Origin of the sequence: Streptomyces sp. NPDC008079 (assembly GCF_042957385.1) — a bacterium.
In the GTDB taxonomy this organism is placed as follows: Bacteria; Actinomycetota; Actinomycetes; order Streptomycetales; family Streptomycetaceae; genus Actinacidiphila.
The window spans coordinates 388,911-407,955 of the sequence record NZ_JBIBIC010000001.1; the positions used below are offsets into that span (position 1 = coordinate 388,911).

The 19,045-nt window shown below is 73.3% G+C and carries 16 protein-coding genes and 1 pseudogene; 2 read left to right on the top strand and 15 right to left on the bottom strand.

Annotated elements, in window-relative coordinates; all coding sequences use genetic code 11:
- Positions 1-218: 218 nt before the first annotated feature.
- From ACFZAM_RS01590 to pdhA, 9 genes and pseudogenes are all read right to left on the bottom strand, one after another.
- The gene (locus ACFZAM_RS01590; protein ID WP_391041916.1) at positions 219-932 is read right to left on the bottom strand and encodes a helix-turn-helix transcriptional regulator; all 714 of its coding nucleotides are present in this window, start codon (positions 930-932) and stop codon (positions 219-221) included.
- A 101-nt stretch (positions 933-1,033) separates the two neighbouring features.
- Positions 1,034-1,762 (bottom strand): hypothetical protein, encoded by a 729-nt coding sequence (locus ACFZAM_RS01595; protein ID WP_391041917.1) that lies wholly within the window; start codon positions 1,760-1,762, stop codon positions 1,034-1,036.
- 160 nt (positions 1,763-1,922) lie between these two features.
- Positions 1,923-2,882 carry an NAD(P)H-quinone oxidoreductase gene (locus tag ACFZAM_RS01600; protein ID WP_355336726.1) on the bottom strand — a complete coding sequence of 320 codons (960 nt, stop codon included), beginning with the start codon at positions 2,880-2,882 and terminating at the stop codon, positions 1,923-1,925.
- A 267-nt stretch (positions 2,883-3,149) separates the two neighbouring features.
- A complete protein-coding gene (locus ACFZAM_RS01605) occupies positions 3,150-4,289 on the bottom strand; it encodes a TrkA family potassium uptake protein (protein ID WP_188279870.1) in 1,140 nt (379 codons plus the stop codon).
- Positions 4,290-4,459: 170 nt separating this feature from the next.
- Positions 4,460-6,007 (bottom strand): molybdopterin-binding protein, encoded by a 1,548-nt coding sequence (locus ACFZAM_RS01610; protein ID WP_391041919.1) that lies wholly within the window; start codon positions 6,005-6,007, stop codon positions 4,460-4,462.
- Positions 6,004-6,974: pseudogene (locus ACFZAM_RS01615) on the bottom strand (DUF6457 domain-containing protein). Before ACFZAM_RS01615 ends, ACFZAM_RS01610 begins: the two are co-directional and overlap by 4 nt.
- 136 nt (positions 6,975-7,110) lie before the next feature.
- A complete protein-coding gene (locus ACFZAM_RS01620) occupies positions 7,111-8,460 on the bottom strand; it encodes a 2-oxo acid dehydrogenase subunit E2 (protein ID WP_391041921.1) in 1,350 nt (449 codons plus the stop codon).
- On the bottom strand, positions 8,460-9,488 hold the full coding sequence (locus ACFZAM_RS01625; RefSeq protein ID WP_391041923.1) for a transketolase C-terminal domain-containing protein: 1,029 nt from the start codon (positions 9,486-9,488) through the stop codon (positions 8,460-8,462). The genes ACFZAM_RS01620 and ACFZAM_RS01625 overlap by 1 nt, the downstream gene beginning before the upstream one ends.
- Positions 9,485-10,585, bottom strand: coding sequence for a pyruvate dehydrogenase (acetyl-transferring) E1 component subunit alpha (pdhA, locus tag ACFZAM_RS01630; RefSeq protein ID WP_391041924.1), 1,101 nt, complete (start codon positions 10,583-10,585; stop codon positions 9,485-9,487). The genes ACFZAM_RS01625 and pdhA overlap by 4 nt, the downstream gene beginning before the upstream one ends.
- A 180-nt stretch (positions 10,586-10,765) precedes the next feature.
- Between pdhA and ACFZAM_RS01635 the strand changes: the two genes are divergently transcribed.
- Positions 10,766-11,248: an Lrp/AsnC family transcriptional regulator gene (locus ACFZAM_RS01635; RefSeq protein WP_188279875.1), complete on the top strand. Its 483-nt coding sequence runs from the start codon at positions 10,766-10,768 to the stop codon at positions 11,246-11,248.
- A gap of 38 nt (positions 11,249-11,286) precedes the next feature.
- On the opposite strand, the gene ACFZAM_RS01640 is transcribed toward ACFZAM_RS01635, so the two are convergent.
- The 3 genes from ACFZAM_RS01640 to ACFZAM_RS01650 all read right to left on the bottom strand — a co-directional run bounded on the left by ACFZAM_RS01640 (position 11,287) and on the right by ACFZAM_RS01650 (position 14,231).
- Positions 11,287-12,069: an alpha/beta hydrolase family protein gene (locus ACFZAM_RS01640; RefSeq protein WP_391041927.1), complete on the bottom strand. Its 783-nt coding sequence runs from the start codon at positions 12,067-12,069 to the stop codon at positions 11,287-11,289.
- A 79-nt stretch (positions 12,070-12,148) separates the two neighbouring features.
- Entirely contained in the window at positions 12,149-12,736 is a 588-nt protein-coding gene (locus ACFZAM_RS01645) for a TetR/AcrR family transcriptional regulator (protein WP_355336720.1), read from the bottom strand.
- A 7-nt stretch (positions 12,737-12,743) separates the two neighbouring features.
- A complete protein-coding gene (locus ACFZAM_RS01650; RefSeq protein WP_391041929.1) occupies positions 12,744-14,231 on the bottom strand; it encodes a 3-hydroxyacyl-CoA dehydrogenase in 1,488 nt (495 codons plus the stop codon).
- A gap of 155 nt (positions 14,232-14,386) precedes the next feature.
- On the opposite strand from ACFZAM_RS01650, the gene paaN reads away from it, so the two are divergent.
- Positions 14,387-16,063 carry a phenylacetic acid degradation protein PaaN gene (gene paaN, locus ACFZAM_RS01655; protein ID WP_391041931.1) on the top strand — a complete coding sequence of 559 codons (1,677 nt, stop codon included), beginning with the start codon at positions 14,387-14,389 and terminating at the stop codon, positions 16,061-16,063.
- 9 nt (positions 16,064-16,072) lie between these two features.
- Here the strand turns inward: paaN and ACFZAM_RS01660 are convergent, their stop codons facing one another.
- Genes ACFZAM_RS01660 through ACFZAM_RS01670 form a run of 3 tightly spaced genes read right to left on the bottom strand, consistent with a single transcriptional unit; the run spans position 16,073 to position 18,962 of the window.
- Positions 16,073-16,957, bottom strand: a complete 885-nt coding sequence (locus ACFZAM_RS01660) for a TrmH family RNA methyltransferase (RefSeq protein ID WP_391041933.1) — start codon at positions 16,955-16,957, stop codon at positions 16,073-16,075.
- A 38-nt stretch (positions 16,958-16,995) separates the two neighbouring features.
- Positions 16,996-18,300, bottom strand: a complete 1,305-nt coding sequence (locus ACFZAM_RS01665; RefSeq protein WP_391041935.1) for an HTTM domain-containing protein — start codon at positions 18,298-18,300, stop codon at positions 16,996-16,998.
- Positions 18,297-18,962, bottom strand: a complete 666-nt coding sequence (locus ACFZAM_RS01670; protein WP_391041936.1) for a DUF5819 family protein — start codon at positions 18,960-18,962, stop codon at positions 18,297-18,299. Before ACFZAM_RS01670 ends, ACFZAM_RS01665 begins: the two co-directional genes overlap by 4 nt.
- Between the last annotated feature and the right edge of the window lie 83 nt (positions 18,963-19,045).

Sequence of the window (19,045 nt, forward strand, 5' to 3'; positions counted from 1 at the left end):
GGTGCTGGCGTGCTCGGGTGCTGTGTGCTCGGGTTTCGGGGTGCTCGGGTGGCGGTGGTCCGGCCGCTGGTCGGGCGGGCCGGTCCTGGCCGGGAGGTGGCCGCGCGACGCGGCCGGGCGCAGGGGTCGGGCGTACGGGGTGGGGCGTACGGGGTCGGGCGTACGGGCCGGGCGTACGCGGTCAGGCGTACGGGGCCGGGTGCCGGTCGGCGCGCGGCTCAGCGGCGGGCCCGGGTCCGCCTCAGCGCGCCGCGCAGCACCCCGTCCGGCGCGGCGTCCTTCCCGCCGTCCTTCCCGTCGTCCTGGCCGCCGCCGTCGGCGGGGTCGGCGGAACCGGCGGGATCGGGAGTCGGGGCCGGTGCGGCGGGCTCGGCCGCCGGGGCCAGCGCCGTCAGCCGTACGAGCCGGGTCTCGCAGTGGTCGAGCCACCGCGCCTCGGCCTCCGCCTGGAAGATGAGCTGGTCGAGAACGAGCTGCCAGGCCACGTCGTCGCGGTCCGGCGCCCCGCTCTGCGCGGGCGCCGCCTCCAGCGCCTGGCCCTTCAGCCGGGTGTAGTCCTGCATCGCCCGGATGGTGTGCGCGCGCTGCGCCTGGATGACGGCCCGCACGTCCACCTCCGGCGATCCGACCGCCATGGCCAGCTTGATCGCCAGCTCGTTCCGCGGCGGATTCGCCCGGTCCACGGGCCGGGCGAACCACTCCCGCAGCTCACCCCGCCCGCCCTCCGTGATGGCGTACAGCGCGTGTCCGGCGTCGTCCTCGCCCGCCGGCACCACCAGCCCGTCGCGCTCCAGCCGCGCCAGCGTCGTGTACACCTGCCCCACGTTCAGCGGCCAGGTGGAACCGGTGCGGGACTCGAACTCTGTTCTGAGCTGGAAGCCGTATCGCGGCCCCCGCTCCAGGAGGGCCAGCAGGCCGTGGCGGATCGACATACTGAGTATGTATACCGAGTATGGACCCGCCTTTCAAGGCCGCGGCGACCCGTCCGACCGGGCACAACGGGACATGAGGGGCGCGTGCGACCGCCTCGGGGTCAGTCGCGGCGCAGGCGCAGGCCCAGGAAGCCGAGACCCAGGCCGACCAGGGCGAGGCCGGCGCCGAAGGGGAGGATGCGCAGGACGCGGCGGCCGGGCTCGTAGACGGCGGGAGTCTGCGCGCGGGCCTGGGTGCGGGCGGCGTCGGGTGCTGCGGGTGCCGAAGGGCGCGGCGGGGCCTGGGCGGGCCCGCCGTCGGGGACCAGGAAGGGCGCGGAGCGCGCGGCGCCGTAGGTGGACCGTACGGGCGGGGTGAGCGGCGGCCTGGCGGCCCCGTCGCCCGGTACGGACGTCGGTGTCGGCGTCGGGACCGGTGGCCGCAGCGGGCCCGCCGGGGTGGCGGGAACGGCGGGGGAGGCCGGGGGCCGGACGCCGACCGTGGGGTCGGGGGCCGGCCTGGCGGCCGGAGCGGTGGGGGTGGGGGTGGCCGGAGCGGTCGGCTCGGTGGTGGGCTCCTCCGTCACCGGCGGCCCGCTGGGCCCGGTGGTCGGCGCGGCGTCCTGGCGTCCCCCGAGTCCTGGGCCGCCGACCGTCTCGTGCCGGCCGACGAGGCCGGGGACCAGCCCGGTGAGCACCTCGGTGACGATGTCCGCGCCCGGCGCCGGGAGCGGACGGACCGCCGGGGCCGTGGGCTCGTCGGGCCCGGGCGCGACCGCCCACGCGGAGCCCGTCGCCATCACCGTCGCCGTCGCCGTCGCCGGAACGAGCAGCGCCCCCGCGAGCAGCACGGGCGCCGCCCTCCGTATCGCGCATCGCCTGTCGGGTGCCCGCCGCACACGTCCCGCCTCTCCACCGAACCCTGTGTGGATTCAGCGTCACACGCGGCAACATTTCCGGCATCCCGGACGGCCGGCTCCGTATCGGACCGTTATCCGCGAGAGGGCGTGTTCATGCCGTGGTCAGGAGCACTTTTCCGATGTGGGTGCTGCCGTCCACCACGCGGTGCGCCTCGGCCGCGTCCCGCAGCGGGAGCGTACGGTCCACGACCGGCCGTACGGTTCCGGCCTCGATCAGCGGCCACACGTGCTCGCGTACCGCCGCCACGATCGTGGCCTTCTCGTCCAGCGGCCGGGGCCGGAGCGAGGTCGCGGCGACGGCGGCGCGCTTGCTCAGCAGCGTGGCCAGATTCAGCTCGCCCACGAGGCCGCCCTGGAGGCCGATGACGACCAGGCGGCCGTTGACCGCGAGCGCGTCCACGTTCCGCCCGAGGTACTTCGCGCCCATGATGTCGAGGATCACGTCGGCCGTGACGGCCTTCTCGAACTCCTGCTCGCGGTAGTTGATCAGGATGTCCGCGCCCAACTCCCGGCAGGCCGCCAGCTTCTCGGCGCTCCCCGCCGTGACGGCGACCGTCGCCCCCACCGCCTTGCCGAGCTGGACCGCCATCGTGCCGATCCCGCTGGAGCCGCCGTGCACCAGCAGCGTCTCGCCGGGGCGCAGGTGCGCGGTGAGGAACACGTTCGACCACACCGTGGCCGTCACCTCGGGCAGCGCCGCCGCCGTCACCAGGTCGATCCCCTTGGGCACCGGCAGCAGTTGGCCCGCCGGCACCGCCACCTTCTGCGCGTATCCGCCGCCCGCGAGCAGCGCGCACACCTCGTCCCCGACCCGCCACCCCGCGACCCCGGAGCCCACCTCGACGATCCGCCCCGAACACTCGAGACCCGGATACGGCGACGCCCCCGGCGGCGGCTCGTAGAACCCCTGCCGCTGCAACAGATCCGCCCGGTTCACCGCCGTCGCCGCCACCTCGACGACGACCTCGCCCTCCCCCGCGACCGGATCCCCCACCTCCGCCCACGTCAGCACCTCGGGCCCGCCCGGCTCCGGAATCGTCATCGCATACATCCCCCGAGGCTACCGCTGCCCTCAGCCCCCCAGCCCGCCGGTTCCTTTGCGCCGGACGGCCCGCCGATCTTTTAAGGGGCGCTGGGGGCACCTCCCAGCGGTAGCTGGGGGAGGAACTGCGCGACCAGCCCCCCACCGTGGCGCGGACAAAAAACCGGCCCCAGCGGGGCAGATGCCGTCGTTCCCGGGCTGACAGTCCGGCGGGGGCTGAGCGCGCAGTTCCCCGCGCCCCTGAAAGGGGGGTTCTGCGCACGTGCGGGTGGGGGCCTAGGCGAGGGGCGGGCCGGCGGGCCCGGCACGGTGGATGGCGATCACGCGGTCGGTGAGAAGCAGAGGCGCAGCCTCCGGATCGTCGTGGTCGAGAAGCCGATGCCCCCGCTTGACCGACACGACGAGGTCGTGAAGGTCACGCGGCGCCTGCCCCGCCTCGGCCTTGGTCACCGGCCGTTCGATGAGATCGAGCCCGCTCCCGTAAGTGATGAGGTCGTCCATGACGACCCCGACGCTGGGGCTGAGCATGGACAGCCCGAGAAGCCGCCCGGCGGCACTGGAACTGGTGATGACGGCATTGGCCCCGGACTGCCGCAGCAGCGGCGCGTTCTCCTCCTCGCGGACGGACGCGACGATATGGGCGCGCTTGTTGAGCTGACGCGCGGTCAACGTGACGAGCACGGCGGTGTCGTCGCGCTGCGCGGCGATGACGATCTCCTTGGCGACCTGGGCCTCGGCCCGCAGCAGCACGTCGTTGCGGGTGGCGTCGCCGACGACGGCGACGTACCCCTCGTCCGTCGCGGCCTGCACGACCTTGGGGCTCGGGTCGACGATCACGATCCGGCTCTGCGGAATGCCGCGGCCGATCAACGTCTGGGCCGCCGACCGGCCCTTGGTCCCGTATCCGACGATGACCACATGATCGCGCAAGGTTCTCCTCCAGCGCTTGAGGCGGAACTGCTCGCGGGTCCGCTCGGTCAGCACTTCCAGGGTCGTCCCGACCAGGATGATCAGGAAGATCACGCGCAACGGCGTCACCAGGAAGGTGTTCGCGAGCCGGGCGCCCGTACTGTACGGGACGATGTCGCCGTAGCCGGTCGTCGACAGCGTCACCGTCGCGTAGTAGAGCGAATCCAGGAACGACACCGAGCCGTTGGCGTTGTCGTGGTAGCCGCCGCGGTCGAAGTAGACGATCAGGACGGTGGCGAGCAGGACCAGCAGCGCCATCAGCAGGCGGCGCGAGACCTGGAGCAGCGGGCCCGCGGCGGGACGCGGGAAGGCCACCCGGCGGTACCCCGCCGTACCGGCGGAGATCGCCGCCGAGGCGCTGCCGTCGCCCGTGCCGTCGGCGCCGTCCGCGCCGCCGGGGGGAGGATCGGCGCGACCGGCCGCCGCGTCGTACCGGGGCAGTTTCATATCCCGCTCCCCATCATGTGCCGCTCACCTTCATATACCGGTGTCGTCCACCGGTCCGACGACGTATCGCTTCGCGTACGGGATCACGTACCACGTGACATGGGCTGACGGCGGTCACGTACCCCGTACCTTCACGTATCGAGCACCACCGCGTACGCACCGGGGTGCCCTCACGTGCCGCTCCCCCACGCCAGCGCGAGCGCCCCGGTGTCGAGTACGGCCGTGTCGTCGCCCGCGCGGGCGCCGCCGGGCGGGATCACGGCCATGCCGTCGGCGGCGGCGAGGCCGCGGAGCATGGCGGGGCCGGAGTAGGTGAGCGGGCGCGCGGCGGAGTCGTCGTCGAAGACGACCGGGACGAGCCGGGTGTCGACCGGGTGACCCGGCACGTCGGCGGTGAGCGGGGCCGCGTACGGGGCCGGTACGGGGCGGCCCGCGAGGGTCCGCAGCAGGGGGGCGGCGAGGGTCAGGACGCCGGACACGGCGGCCAGCGGGTTGCCGGGCAGCCCGATGAGGTGGGTGCCCGAGGGGAGTTCGGCCAGCACCATGGGGTGTCCCGGGCGGACGGCGACGCCGTCGACCAGCAGTTTCGCGCCGAGCGCGGCGAGGACCGGGTGCAGGTGGTCGACCGGTCCGCCCGCGGTGCCGCCGGTGGTGACCACGAGGTCGGCGGTGCTCTCGCGGACCGCCCTGCGCAGGAGGTCGGCGTCGTCCACCAGCCGCCGTACCGCCACCACTTCGGCGCCGAGCGCGCGCAGCGACGACGGGAGCATCGGGCCGAGCGCGTCCCGTACCCGCCCCGACCTGGGCAGGCCGTGGTCCAGCAACTCGTCGCCGAGGACCAGGACTTCGACGCGCGGCCGTACGGTGACGGTCAGCTCGTCGTAGCCCGCGGCGGCGGCCAGGCCGAGTACGGCGGGCGTCACGACGGTGCCCGCGGGCAGCAACTCCTCGCCGCCCCTGCACTCCTGGCCGCGCATTCTGACCTCCTGGCCCGGCGCGGGCGCGGGGTGCGGCGACCGCACCTGCAACCACTCGCCGTCCGTGCGGCGCTGCGTCCAGCCGTGTTCGCTGCGCAGCACCGCGGTGGTGCCGGTCGGCACGGCGGCGCCGGTCGCGATGGGGGCGGCGTGGCCGACGAGCAGCGGCTCCGCCGGGCGCTGCTGTCCGGCGAGCACCGAGGCGCCGCGCAGCCGCCACGGGCCCGGGCCCGCCACCGCCCAGCCGTCCATCGCGGAGGAGTCGAACGACGGCAGGTCCGTCAGCGCCGTCAGCGCCCTGGCCAGCGTCATGCCCAGCAGGTCCTCTCCCAACTCCCGTGTTTCGGAGCCGAGTCGGCGGCCGACGCGGCGCGCGATCCGCCGCGCCTCGGGCCACGGCACGGCGTCGGCGGGGGAGGGGAGCGGGGTTTGGGGCTGGGGCTGGGGTTGGGGATGGCGCTGGGGTTGGGCGGGTGCCTGCGCGGGGGCCGGGCCCTGGACGGGGGGCCGGGGCGCGGGGCCCTCCGGGGTGGGGGCGGTGTCGTCCCGGCCGTGGCGGAGGGCGACGGACAGCGGGTCGTTACGGTCCTGGCCTCCGGGACGGGCCGCGCCGGTGGCGGTACGGCGCGACTCGTTGGCCAGGGCGAGGGCGTCGTCGAGCGCGCGGTCGGCCGCGTCGGAGGCGCGCGGGTCGGAGGCGCCCGCGTCGAAGGCGCCCGCGCCGGGACGGGTGCCGCTCATTCCGCCGGTTCCGGGTCGGTGCCGGGGGTGCCGGGGGTGCCTGGTTTCCGCGCGTCGGCCTCCTGCGCGTCGGCCTCCTGCGCCCAGCGCACGGCCAGGGCGGCGGCCTTGTCGGCCGCCTCCCGTACGGCCTCGGGGCCGCCGCCCGCGCGCGCCGCCGCGTAACCCACCAGGAAGGTGGTCAGCGGCGCGGCCGGACGAGCGACGCCGTGCGCCGCGTCGCGGGCCAGATCGAGCAGGACGCCGGTGTCCACGTCCAGCTCGATACCCAGTTCGGTCTTGGCTGCTGCGATCCATTCGTCCAACACAGGGCCATGGTCCCTGAAACCTGGCTCGCTGTGGGACAGGCTCACCCCTCGGACACCCCGTCCAGCCGTGCCCGCGCCACCGCCACGTCCTCCCACGTATCGCAGTCGAACGACGCGTCCCCCGTCGGATCGGCCCGCCTGCGCACCACCAGCTCCCGTGTCAGCAGCCGCAACGGCAGCCCCGCCAGCCCGCCGTGCTCCCCCTTCAGCAGCGCCACCTCCCGGCGCAGCGCCTCCCCCCAATACGCCCCCGCCAACGGCTGATCCCGCCCTCCCGCGTCGGTGAGCAGCACCCCTTCCGTCCCGGTGCCGAGCGCGCCCAGCGCCTCCACCAGGCCGGTCACGGCGCCGACCGTCAAGAACGGCAGATCGGCCGCCAGCACGACCACGATTTCCGGCGCGGGAAGCGGCGGCCCGGATGGGGCCAAGTGGGCCAACGCGGTCAGCCCGGCGTCGAGCGCGGGCAGCGGCCCGCCTCCCGGCGGCTCCTCCCGCGCCCAGCTCACCGGCCGTACGGTCCCGCGGCGCGGCCCCACGACCACCGTCCGCTCCGCCCCCGCGCACGCCGCCAGCACCCGGTCGAGCAGCATCCGCCCCCCGACCTCCACCGCCGCCTTGTCCACCCCCCCGAGCCGCCTCGCCCCACCCCCGGCCAACACCACCGCATCAAACCCAGTCGCCACCCCCCGAGTATCCCCGGCCCCGGCGCACCCCGATCTTTTTGGGCGCGCCCCCGCGCTGGACGCTGCACCGATCTTCCAAGGGGCGCGGGGGGACCTCCCAGCGCCCGGGGGGTCAGACGGCGGCGAGAAGAACGGCCGGGCTCTCGACGCAGTCAGCGACAAAGCGAAGGAACCCCCCTGCGATCCCACCGTCGCAGACCCGGTGATCGAAGGTGAAGGAGAGCTGCACGACGTGACGCACGGCCAACTCGCCCTGGTGAACCCACGGCTTGGGGGCGATACGGCCGACACCGAGCATGGCGGCCTCGGGATGGTTGAGGATCGGGGTGGAACCGTCCACCCCGAAGACCCCGTAGTTGTTGAGCGTGACGGTGCCGCCGGTCAGGTCCCGCGGCGTCAGCGCCCCCGTGCGAGCGGCCTCGGTCAGGCGGCCGATCTCCGCGGAGAGCCCGGCCGTGGACCTGGTGTGGGCGTCGCGCACGACAGGCACGACCAGGCCGCGTTCGGTCTGCGCCGCGAAGCCGAGGTGGACGGCCGGCAGCCGTACGATCTCGCGCCGCTCGGTGTCGACCGTGGCGTTCAGCTCCGGGTAACGGGCCAGTCCGGCCGTCACGATCCTGGCGAAGAGGGCCAGCACCGAGATCCGCTCGCCGCCCGAGGCGTTCATCGCCGCCCGCGCGGCCAGCAGTTCGGTGGCGTCGGCGTCCACCCAGCACGTGGCGTCAGGTACCTCCCGCCGACTGCGGGCCAGCTTGTCCGCGACCGTGCCGCGTACCCCGCGCAGCGGCACCCGCTCCTCCCCCGCCGGCGCGAGAGCCGGGGCCGGAGCCACGGCAGGTGCCGCCGGAGCCGCCACCGCGCGCTCGACGTCCGCCCGCAGGATCAGCCCGTCGGGCCCCGTACCGGCCAGGGCCCGCAGGTCCAGCCCGTGTTCCCTGGCCAGCCGCCGGACCAGCGGCGATATGACGGCCACCGGGCCGTCAGCGACAGGCGCCCCGGCGACAGGCACCTCGGTGACCGAAACCGCCGCCTGCACCGACCCGTCCACCGCCCGCACCCGTCCGCGGCGCCGCGCCACCGCCGTACCGGTGCCGTAACCGACCAGCACATTGCCCGAGCCCTCATCGGCCGCGCCGCCCGAGGCGTCCGAGTCGCCCGAGGCGTCCGAGGCGTCCGAGGCGTCCGGGCCCGCCGGGTTCCCTGCCGCGTCGGAGTGCGAACCCACCGCGACCGTGACCAGGGGGCGGCCCACGTCGAGGGTGTCGCCCTCGGCGCCGAAGCGGGCGGTCACGACACCGCCGTAGGGGCAGGGGACCTCGACGACGGCCTTCGCGGTCTCGACCTCGACCACCGGCTGGTCGATGGCGACGACCTCGCCGACCTCCACCAGCCAGCGCACGATCTCCGCCTCTGTGAGCCCTTCGCCCAGGTCGGGGAGCGTGAATTCCTTGACGACGGCCATCAGCCCTCCCACTGCAAGCGGCCGACGGCGTCGAGAATCCGGTCGACGCCGGGCAGATGGTGCCGTTCCAGCATCGGCGGCGGGTAGGGGATGTCGAATCCGGCGACGCGCAGGACCGGCGCCTCCAGGTGGTGGAAGCAGCGCTCGGTGATCCGGGCCGCTATCTCGGCGCCCATGCCGCCGAAACCGGACGACTCGTGCACGACGACCGCCCGCCCGGTGCCGCGTACGGCCGCCGCGACCGTCTCCTCGTCGAAGGGCACGAGGCTGCGCAGATCGACCACGCCCAGGTCCCAGCCCTCCTCCTTGGCGGCCTCCGCGGCCTCCAGGCAGACCGGGAGCGAGGGACCGTAGGTGACCAGCGTCGCGGTGCGCCCGGTGCGCCGCACCACGGCGCGGCCGATCGGCGGAACCTCGGCCGGCGCGGCCGGCGACCAGTCGGACTTGGACCAGTAGAGCCGCTTCGGCTCCAGGAAGACCACCGGGTCGTCGGAGGCGATGGCCGCCCGCAGCAGCCCGTAGGCGTCCTCGACGGTGGCCGGGGTGACCACGTGGAGGCCGGGGGTGTGCGCGTAGTACGCCTCGGAGGAGTCGCTGTGGTGCTCGACGCCGCCGATTCCGCCGCCGTACGGGATGCGGATGGTGATCGGCAGCGGCAGCGCGCCACGCGTGCGGTTGCGCATCTTCGCCACATGGCTGACGAGTTGCTCGAACGACGGGTAGGCGAAGGCGTCGAACTGCATCTCGACCACCGGGCGGAGCCCGTACATCGCCATGCCGACCGCCGCGCCGAGGATGCCCGCCTCGGCGAGCGGGGTGTCGGTGCAGCGGCTGTCGCCGAATTCGGCGGCGAGCCCGTCGGTGATCCGGAAGACGCCGCCCAGGGTGCCGATGTCCTCGCCGAGGACGTGGACGGAGTCGTCGGCCGTGAGCGCGTCACGCAGCGCCTGGTTGAGGGCCTGCGCCATGGTGGCGGGTCTGCGGGTGGGCGCGGCGGCGCGGCCTGCGGTCGGTGCGACGGTGGTCATGACTGCCGCTCCGCTTCCAGCTCGGCCCTCAACTGGGCCTCCTGCTGCCGCAGTTGCTGCGTGGGCTCGGCGTAGACGTGGGCGAACAGCTCCATCGGGTCGAGCCGCGGATCGGCGTTCATCCGCTCCCGCAGGTCCGCCGCCATGGTCTCGGCCTCGTCGGCCGCGCTCCGCCTGACGTCGTCGTCGAGCAGTCCGCGGCCGGTCAGCTCCCGTTCCAGCAGGGCGATCGGGTCGTGCGCGCGCCAGGCGGCGACCTCGTCGTCGTCGCGGTAGCGGGTGGCGTCGTCGGCGTTGGTGTGCGCGTCCATCCGGTAGGTGACGGCCTCCACGAGCGTGGGGCCGCCGCCGTCCCTGGCCCGCCCGACGGCCTCGGTCAGCACCTCGTGCACGGCGGCCGCGTCGTTGCCGTCGACCAGCCGTCCCGGCATCCCGTAGCCGACCGCCTTGTGGGCGAAGGAAGGGGCCGCGGTCTGCTTGGCGAGCGGTACGGAGATCGCGAAGCCGTTGTTCTGCACGAGGAAGACCACCGGTGCCTGCCAGACGGCCGCGAAGTTCAGCGCCTCGTGGAAGTCGCCCTCGCTGGTGCCGCCGTCGCCGACCATGGCGAGCGCCCCGACGTCGTCGCCGGTCAGCCGGGCGGCGCGGGCCAGCCCGACCGCGTGCGGGAGCTGCGTGGCCAGCGGGGTGCTGAGCGGCGCCACCCGGTGTTCGTGCGGGTCGTAACCGGTGTGCCAGTCGCCGCGCAGCAGTGTCAGCGCCTCGACCGGGTCCACGCCCCTGGCGACCACCGCGAGGGTGTCGCGGTAGCTGGGGAACAGCCAGTCACGGGGCCGCAGCGCGAGAGCGGCGGCGATCTCGCAGGCCTCCTGACCGGTGCTCGACGGGTAGACGGCGAGCCTGCCCTGCTTGGTGAGGGCGGTGGCCTGCCGGTTGTAGCGCCGGCCGCGGACGAGCTGCCCGTACAGCGTGCGGAGCAGGGCGGGGTCGAGCTCCGCGGCGGCGGGGGTGCCGAGCAGCCGGTACGGCTCCGGGTCGGGCAGCAGCGGCGCGGCTTCGGTGCGGGGGCGCCAGGCAGGGGTGTCCAGCACGGTCATCGCGAGCACCTCCTTGTGATCGGTGACCGAAAAAGCGATCGGGCGTGAGCGGGTGTCGCTCCCTACCGATTGTTCGGTCGCCGGAGGCATTTTGGCTACAGGGTGGTTTCGCCTGTGGACAAACGGTTCTGCACAGCCTGAGATGGAGCCAGTACGTCCATGGTAAGGAGGCACGGGGGGATGGCGAGAGAACAGATGGCCGCACAGGACCCGGAGGTCCGACCGCTGGACCCGATCGACCGCACGATCCTGCGGCTGCTCCAGGAGGACGGAAGGGCCTCGATACGCTCCGTCGCCGAGCGCGTGCACGTCTCACGGGCGAACGCGTACGCCCGGATCAACCGGCTCATCGAGGACGGGGTCATCCGAGGTTTCACCGCTCGCGTCGACCACGAACGCGCGGGACAGGGCGCGTCCGCGTACATCACGCTCAAGATCGTCCAGAATTCCTGGCGGACCGTCCGTGAACAACTCATCACTCTTCCGGGTGTTGCCCACATTGCCCTGGTAAGTGGTGATTTCGATGTTTTGCTGCTGGTCCACACCGCCGACAACCGGACCCTGCGGGAACTGGTCCTGACCCGGCTCCAGGCCATCGAGGAAGTCCTCAGCAGCCGCACCCTGCTGGTCTTCGAGGAGACCGACCAGGTCGTCGGCGACTGAGGACCGGCGCCGGCCCCGACCGCGACCAGCGCCTCCGGTCAGCCGCCGTACTTCTTGAGGAACGCCTTGACCTTCGCGTAGTTCGCCTCGTCGGACAGCATGCTCACGCCGTGGTTGAAGCCGCCGACGATCGTCAGGTCGTTCTCCTTCGCCTTCTTCGTCAGCTTGCTCAGCTCCTTCGTGGAGTCCTGGAAGGGGCTGTCCAATTCGGCGGCCATGTAGAAGACGGGCATCGTCAGATTCGGTACGACCATCGAGGCGTCCATGCCGGAGTACGTCGAGGGCGCGGACAGCGAGACGACCGCGTCCACCGGCGGCGTGATGGTGCCCGCGGCGGACAGCACCGCCGTACCGCCCTTGGACGCGCCGACCAGCAGCAGCTTCGTCACGCCCTTGGATCGCAGGTAGGCCGCCGCCGCGGTGAGTTCCCGCACCTCGCTGCCCGCGGAGTTCACGGCCAGCACGCGGTAGCCGTCCGCGGCCAGGTCCTGCGCGTGCGGCACCCACTGGCAGACGTCCCCGTCCGCCTGGTGGGCCAGCACCAGCCCGGTGCCGCCGGTGCCGGTCAGATAGCCCTCGACGTCCTGGCCGTCCCCGCCCGGGAAACTCACCGAGCCCGCCTTGGCCTGTTCGGGTGACAGGCAGCCGAAGCCGTTCGCCGTGGCGGTGGGCGTGGGGGCGGGCGCGGCCCTGTCCTTGTCCTTGGCGCCCCCGCCTCCTCCGCACCCGGCCAGCAGCAGGAGGGAAACGGCCAGCGCGGAGGCGGCCGCCGCCCGCACCGGCGGCCCGAATCGCGCGACAGATCGCTCAGCGGAGAACATGGCTGGATCGTGCCGGGGCCACCCCCGGTGGGTCAATGGTCTGGACCATCCGACCGCACGGTCGCCCGGCTCGCCGTCGCTACGTACGCAGCCCGTCGAACGCCAGCCGCACCACCGCGTCCGCCACCTGCTGCCTGTCGAGCGCGCCCTTGGCCTCCGGCCGGTACCACTCCACGATCGAGTTGATCATCCCGAAAAGCAGCCTGGTCGCCAGCCTGACATCCACGTCGCCGCGCAGATCGCCGTCCGCGACCGCCGCCTTCAACAGATCCGCCACCCGCTGGTCGAACTCCCTGCGCCGCTCCATCGCCCAGCGCTCGGTGTCGGTGTTCCCGCGCACCCGCAGCAGAAGGGTGACGTAGGGAAGTTCCGCCATCAGCACCTCTGTCGTACGCCGGGTGACGTACTCCAGGCGCCGCACCGCGCGGCCGTCGACCGCTCCGGGCTCCTCCAGGATGCCGAAAAGCCCCTCAAGGGCGCGGCCCACCGCCCTGTTCAGCAGTTCTTCCTTGCCGCGCACATGGTGGTAGATCGACGACTTCGAGATGCCCGCGGCGCGCGAGAGATGCTCCATGGACGTGCCGTCGTAACCGCGTTCGTTGAAGACCTCGACGGCGACGGCGAGCAGCGAATCCGGCGTATAGGTGTCGCGCTTGGGCATGGTCATGAGGAGATCATTCTTCCTCCGCCCTCGCGCGCCACAGCACTTCGACCGAAGGCGCGTAACGGCCGTTGGGGTAGTACGAGTGCAGCGACTCCAGCGTTTCGCGCACCCAGGACAGGGAGAGCCGCTCGCCCCATTGCAGCGGGCCCAGCGGGTAGTTCACACCGAGGCGCATGGCGGTGTCGACATCGGCGGCGGACGCCACTTCCTTGGCGACGGCGTCGGCCGCGAGGTCCACCAGCATCGCGACCGTCCGCGCCACGATCAGTCCGGGGACCAGCCGGATGACGCTGACCTGCTTGCCGAGCGCCTGGAAGAGCCCGACGGCCTCCGCGAGCGCCGCGTCCGGCACCTCCGGGGTCCGCGCGAGCGCCATCCTGGTGGCCGTCGTGTAATCGGCCGCCAGGTCGAACTGGATACCCGGCTCCAGGGTGCCGTCCGCCGGGTAGAGATACGTTCCGTCACTCAGCTCGAAGCCCTGGACGCCGTCGTCCTCGGTGACCTCGATCCCGGCCGCGCGCACCAGGCCGACGAGGGCCTGCGCGGGACCCAGATCGCCGTGCACCACGCGCCGCGGCGCGTCCGCGGGCTCCGCGGTGTGCGGTCCGGGCGCGGCACCGGGCTCCGGCGCCGGTTCGTACACGAACCAGCCGCGGCCCGTCTTGCGGCCGAGGCGGCCGGACTCCACCAGGCGGCGCTGGGCGAGCGACGGCGTGAATTTGGGGTCGTGGAAGAACGACTCCCACACCGATCTGGTGACCGCCTCGTTCACGTCCTGGCCGATCAGGTCGGTGAGCGCGAAGGGGCCCATGGCGAAGCCGCCGCATTCGCGCAGCACCGCGTCGATGGTGGCGGGGTCCGCGGCCCGCTCCTCGTGGACGCGCAGGGCCTCGGCGTAGAAGGGACGGGCGATCCGGTTGACGATGAAGCCCGGGGTGTCGGCGCAGCGCACCGGGGTCTTTCCCCAGGCGGCGGCCGTGTCGTAGGCGGTGTCGACGGCTGCGGGGTCCGAGGCGGTGCCCGCGACGACCTCGACCAGCGGGAGCAGCGGGGCCGGATTGAAGAAGTGCAGGCCGACGAGGCGGCCGGGCAGCCGCAGGGCGCCCGCGACGGCGGTCACCGACAGGGAGGAGGTGTTGGTCGCCAGCAGGCAGCCGTCGCCGACGGTTTCCTCCAGTTCGGCGAAGAGCCGCCGCTTGACGGCCAGATCCTCCACGACGGCCTCGACGACGAGCGCGGCCGGTGCCAGGTCCGCGATGCCGTCGGCGGGGACGAGCCGGTCCAGCGCGGCCCGGTGTTCGGCCGTGTCGAGGCGGCCCTTCTCGGCCAGCCGGGCCAGCCGCGCCCCGACGCCCGCCGCGGCCTTCGCGGCCAGTCCCGGCGCGGCGTCGTACAGCAGCACGCGGTGCCCCGCGAGCAGCGCGACCTGCGCGATTCCCTGGCCCATGGTGCCTGCGCCGACGACGGCGACGACACCGTCGCGGTCAAGTGCGGTCACGGTGGCACAGCTCCTTCCCGAGGTACTGCCGAGATCCTGCCGGGTCTTTCCGAGTTATCCACAGGCTGGGACGTCCCTCTTGTCCCGACCGAACATTCGGTTAATCTAGCGTTGTCTCTGCTACTCAGCCCAGCTCGACGAGGAGTTGGTCCGCCATGTCCGCCACTGTCTCCGCCGTGACCTTGATCGAACGCCATCGTGACACGCTTGACAAGGCGCTCGATGCCGTCAGGACCCGGGCGTACTGGTCGCCCTACCCCGAGCACCCCAAGGCGTACGCCGACGCCGACGAGGGCAAGGCCGCCTTCGACGCGCTGCTCGGCCACCGCTTCGAGCTGGACCAGCCCGGCACGGACGGCTGGACGGGCACCGAGCGCTCCCCGTACGGGCCGGACCTCGGCGTGGAGTACCCGCACCCCGATCCGGACGTGCTGCTGCCCGCGATGCGCGCCGCGATGCCCGCCTGGCGGGACGCGGGACCCGAGGCGCGCGCCATGGTGTGCCTGGAGATCCTGGCGCGGATCAACGCGCGGACGCACGAGTTCGCGCACGCCGTGATGCACACCTCCGGGCAGGCGTTCACGATGTCCTTCCAGGCCGGCGGCCCGCACGCGCAGGACCGCGGCCTCGAAGCGGTGGCGTACGCGTACGTGGAGCAGGTCCGCACCCCGGAGACCGCGGAGTGGATCAAGCCGCAGGGCAAGCGCGACCCGCTCAATCTGCGGAAGTCCTTCACCGCGGTGCCGCGCGGCATCGGCCTGGTGATCGGCTGCAACACCTTCCCGACGTGGAACGGCTATCCGGGGCTCTTCGCCTCCCTGGCCACCGGCAACGCGGTGCTGGTCAAGCCGCACCCGCGCGCGGTGCTGCCGCTGGCCCTGACCGTACGGGTGGCGCGCGAGGTGCTGGCCGAGGCGGGCTTCTCGCCCGACCTGGTCTGCCTGGCCGTCGAGCGGCCCGGCGAGGGCCTGGCCAAGACCCTGGCGCTGCGCCCCGAGGTCCGGGTCATCGACTACACCGGCTCCACCGCCTTCGGCGACTGGCTGGAGGCCAACGCCCGCCAGGCGCAGGTCTTCACCGAGAAGGCCGGCGTCAACACCGTGGTGATCGACTCCACCGACGACTACCGCGGCATGCTCTCCAACCTCGCCTTCTCGCTGTCCCTCTACAGCGGCCAGATGTGCACCACCCCGCAGAATCTGCTGATCCCGCGCGACGGCATCGACACCGACGCGGGACGGCGGAGCTACGACGAGGTGGTCGCCGACATCGCGGGCGCGGTCGACGGGCTGCTCGGCGACGACGCGCGGGCCAACGCGCTGCTCGGCGCCCTGGTGAATCCGGACGTCAAGGCACGGCTCGAAGCGGCCCCCGGGCTGGGCGAAGTCGCCCTCGCCTCCCGCTCGGTGACCCACCCGGACTTCCCCGACGCGGTCGTCCGCACCCCGGTGCTGGTCAAGCTCGACGGCGCCAAGCCGGACGCCGAGGCGGCGTATCTGTCGGAGTGCTTCGGCCCGGTCGCCTTCGCCGTGGCCGTGGACTCGACCGCCGACGCGCTGGAGCTGCTGCGCCGTACCGTCCGCGACAAGGGCGCGATGACGGTCGGCGGCTACACCACCTCCGCCGAGGTGGAGCGCGGCCTGGAGGAGGTCTGCTGGGAGGAGTGCGCGCAGCTCTCGCTCAATCTGACCGGCGGTGTGTACGTCAACCAGACGGCCGCCTTCTCCGACTTCCACGGCTCCGGCGGCAATCCGGCGGCCAACGCGGCGCTGTGCGACGGCGCGTTCGTCGCGAGCCGCTTCCGGATGGTGGAGGTGCGGCGGCCCGCCTGATCGCGGGGTTCAGGGGCGGCCGGGTACCCGCGGCGAGCGGGACGTGGCCGCCCAGTGGAAGAGCGCCATGCCGACGCTGGTGGCCAGGTTGTAGCTGGAGACCTGCGGACGCATCGGCAGCGCGACCAACTCGGCGGCGCGTCCGCGCAGTTCGTCGGAGACGCCGTGCCGCTCCGAGCCGAAGACGATGAGCGCGTCGTCGGGGAGTTCGACGGAGCGGATGTCCTTGCCCTCCGGGTCGAGGACGTACAGCGGTCCCGGCGGCAGCGCGTCGGCGGCCGTACGTTCCACCGCGGTCGCGTAGTGCAGTCCGGCGCCCGCGCGCAGGGCGTTGGGGTGCCAGGGGTCGAGATCTCCGGTGCTGACCACGCCGGTGACGCCGAATCCGGCCGCCAGCCGGATCACCGCCCCGACGTTGCCGAGATTGCGCGGGCTGTCCAGGACGACGACCGGTGCCTGCCGGGACCGTTCGGCCAGCAGCGCCAGATTGGCCGCCCGGTCGCGACGGTCGGCGAGCGCGGCCACCGCGGTGGGGTGCACCCGCGTCACCAGCCCGCGCAGCGCCGCGGCGGGGATCTCGGTGACGCGCGCCGCCAGCTCCTCGGCCAGGTCGGGGGCCAGCTCCGCCGCGAGGCGCAGCGCGGCCGCCTTGTCGCTGCTGACCGCGGTGCGCACGCGGGCGCCGAAGCGCAGCGCGTGCTTGAGGGCGTGGAAGCCGTCGAGCAGCACCGCGTCCGGCGCGGCGGCCTGCCAGGCGAGGACGGCGGCCGTGGCGCTTGCGGTGGCCGCGTCGGCCCCGGTGGCCTGAGCGGCTTCGGTCGCCGGGTCGGCTCCGGTCGCCGGGTCGGGTTCGGCTGCGGCGCCGGGTCGGTGGGCGGCCTCGTCCTCGGTCATGGCCTCAGCGTACGGTGCGGCCCGCCTGCCCGATCACGTCATGTCACGGCGCTGGGCGGCGGTGGTCCCACGGCCGGTTCCCCCGGCTCGGCGGACGCGTCGTCGGGGGCGGTGCGCTGCCCGTGGACCACCGGCCGCGGGCGCGCGGCACCCGGCCGCAGCCGCCGTACGAGCCGGTCCCCGGCCCAGACCAGGAAGGCCGTCGGCAGGAACACCGCGTCGGCGGCGATCATCGCGAGGGAGAAGAAGGGCAGGCCGAGCACGACGGCGATCGAGGCGTGCTCCAGCATCATCGCGACCAGCAGCACGTTCTTCACCCGACGGTTGAACAGGGTGAAGGGGAAGGCGACCTGGACGATGACCGTGCCGTAGGTGATGAGCATGACCATCAACTCATTGCCCGCCAGGGCGTGCGACAGGGCGGGCCAGGGGGTGAAGTCGTCCAGATGGAGCGGGTAGTAGAGCGCGGTGCCGTCCTGCCAGCGGCTGCCCTGGATCTTGTACCAGCCCGCGGTGGAGTAGATCAGGCAGACCTCGGCGACGATCACGAGCATCGCGCCGTTGTGGATGACGTTGGCGATGATGTCGAGCACGGTGCGCGGCTCGCCGGGCGCGACCCGCCGCACCGCCCACCACAGCGCCTGGACCAGCCAGAACAGCCAGAACAGCACCGCCCATCCGGTGCTGAGCTTGCCGAACAGCGTCGCCGCCACGAGCGCGAAGCCGAACACCGCCCACAGGGCGACGCCGACCGGATCGGCGCCCGGCTCCGCGTCGGACGCGGAAGCGGCCGACGGTCCGGCACCCGCCTCGGCCGCCTCCCCGCGGGCCGCGCGGCGCCGGTCGAGCGACCAGACCTGGCCGCAGCGGGTGAAGACGAGGTAGATCGCCATCAGGTGGATGACGTTGTCGCCGCCGTCGCCCTCGAAGACGCTGCGATTCTGGAGCGACAGCACGCCGATCATGAAGAACACCGAGGCGGTACGGGTCCGCCAGCCCAGGAGCAGCATCGCGCTGGCGACGATCGCGAAGGCGTAGACGCACTCGAACCAGGCGCGGCCGTCGTTCCACAGCAGCACGGTGAAGGCGTGGTTCCCGGCGACCAGCCGTTTGGCGAGGTCCCAGCTCCAGGGCGCGTCGGGGCCGTACAGCTCGGCGCGGTGCGGGAATTCGCGCAGCAGGAACAGCAGCCAGGTCAGCGAGAAGCCGATCCGGATGATCGCGCTCTGGTACGGGCCGATGGCCCGGCCGGTGATGGCGTTGATCCCCCGCGCGACGGCGCGGTCGAGTCCTTTGCCGAGTCCGGCGAACGGCGAGGGGACGAAGGAGTCGCGCGCGCTCACGATGCGTTCTCCTGACCGGCGGGCGCGGTGGTGACCGGCCACCAGGGCAGTTCCCGGTAGTAGGGCTGGGTGCCGGTCTGCTGCCCGTTGCCCGACGGCGGCGGGACCGCGGTGGTGGCGGAACGTGCCTGCACGCGGACGACGTCGCCGCCGTTGAGCCGCGGGCCGAAACGCTCCTGCAAAATCCGCTGGAGATACGTACGGCTCATGTCGCTGCGGTCGCCGCCGGTGGGCTGCTCCTTGTCGTCGTGGGTGTCGGTGTAGAAGCTCCAGGCGCGACGCAGCTCGTTCTGCTGGGTGTGGCTGGGGGCGGGGTTGTGCCGCATCGCGGCGACGTCCATCGCGGTGAGGTCGACCCAGCCGGTGGTGGAGAGGCCGCCGTCGGGCTTGCGGACCTCGGCGCGGGCCTGCACATGGATGTTCTGTTGCAGCGGGTCGGGCGCGAACAGCTTCCAGTTCTGCTCGAACTCCGGATAGACGTAGTCGTCGACCGCCGCGCCGTGCTCCCTGCTGAGCGTGTTCGAGGGCGCGACGTGCAGGAACACCATGCCGAGGTGGTACAGCGCGCCCACGACGACCGCGCCGATCGCCAGGGCGACGGCTATGCGCGCGGGCGTGGACAGCGCCGCGGTCCGGGGCGGCGGCCCCTCGAATGACTCCATCGTCTCTCCGCTCTCACCCGTGCCGGGCACGCACGCCTGCCGGGCAGCACGCTACCCACCGCAGGTCCCGGCGGGGACCATAC

Bases quoted from the DNA above. Each gene is read 5' to 3' on its own strand.
- ACFZAM_RS01605 (WP_188279870.1), bottom strand. From the start codon at position 4,289: ATGAAACTGCCCCGGTACGACGCGGCGGCCGGTCGCGCCGATCCTCCC.
- ACFZAM_RS01590 (WP_391041916.1), bottom strand. From the start codon at position 932: ATGTCGATCCGCCACGGCCTGCTGGCCCTCCTGGAGCGGGGGCCGCGA.
- ACFZAM_RS01640 (WP_391041927.1), bottom strand. From the start codon at position 12,069: ATGTTCTCCGCTGAGCGATCTGTCGCGCGATTCGGGCCGCCGGTGCGG.
- ACFZAM_RS01645 (WP_355336720.1), bottom strand. From the start codon at position 12,736: ATGACCATGCCCAAGCGCGACACCTATACGCCGGATTCGCTGCTCGCC.
- ACFZAM_RS01600 (WP_355336726.1), bottom strand. From the start codon at position 2,882: ATGTATGCGATGACGATTCCGGAGCCGGGCGGGCCCGAGGTGCTGACG.
- ACFZAM_RS01635 (WP_188279875.1), top strand. From the start codon at position 10,766: ATGGCGAGAGAACAGATGGCCGCACAGGACCCGGAGGTCCGACCGCTG.
- ACFZAM_RS01660 (WP_391041933.1), bottom strand. From the start codon at position 16,957: ATGACCGAGGACGAGGCCGCCCACCGACCCGGCGCCGCAGCCGAACCC.
- ACFZAM_RS01625 (WP_391041923.1), bottom strand. From the start codon at position 9,488: ATGACCACCGTCGCACCGACCGCAGGCCGCGCCGCCGCGCCCACCCGC.
- ACFZAM_RS01670 (WP_391041936.1), bottom strand. From the start codon at position 18,962: ATGGAGTCATTCGAGGGGCCGCCGCCCCGGACCGCGGCGCTGTCCACG.
- ACFZAM_RS01620 (WP_391041921.1), bottom strand. From the start codon at position 8,460: ATGGCCGTCGTCAAGGAATTCACGCTCCCCGACCTGGGCGAAGGGCTC.
- pdhA (WP_391041924.1), bottom strand. From the start codon at position 10,585: ATGACCGTGCTGGACACCCCTGCCTGGCGCCCCCGCACCGAAGCCGCG.
- paaN (WP_391041931.1), top strand. From the start codon at position 14,387: ATGTCCGCCACTGTCTCCGCCGTGACCTTGATCGAACGCCATCGTGAC.
- ACFZAM_RS01610 (WP_391041919.1), bottom strand. From the start codon at position 6,007: ATGAGCGGCACCCGTCCCGGCGCGGGCGCCTTCGACGCGGGCGCCTCC.